Annotated in this window: 1 protein-coding gene; it reads left to right on the forward strand. The window is 37.1% G+C overall.

Annotation, left to right across the window (positions count from 1 at the left end; translation table 11 throughout):
• The coding region (locus CCAND38_RS11815) for an HYR-like domain-containing protein (RefSeq protein ID WP_042343498.1) at positions 1-399 on the forward strand (399 nt) is incomplete at both ends.

A 399-nucleotide genomic window follows, 5' to 3' on the forward strand; every position in this document is an offset into this window, starting at 1 on the left:
TACAGGAGATTTACCTAAAGACATGACTATTTCCTGCGAAAAAGAAATACCGTCAGTTCCTACATTGCAAGTATCAGGCAATTGCAATCCGAAAGTGGTTTATAATGGAGAAACAAAATCAAACGAGAAATGCAAAAACGACTACGTGCTAACACGCTCTTGGACAGCTACTAACGATTGCGGAAAATCCATTACACATACCCAAACTATTACGATAAAAGACGATGTAAAACCTGCATTTTCAGGGAATTTACCCGCTGATATTTCGGTAGAAGAAAATAAAATCCCAGAACAGATGGATTTAACCGCTACGGACAACTGTTCTGAAAAAGTTCAAGTTATCAAATCAAAAGAAGAAAAACAGGAGGGAGAGAACAAAGTAATTACCTATAAATGGGA

Origin of the sequence: Capnocytophaga canis (genome assembly GCF_000827555.1) — a bacterium.
Classification (GTDB): Bacteria; Bacteroidota; Bacteroidia; order Flavobacteriales; family Flavobacteriaceae; genus Capnocytophaga; species Capnocytophaga canis.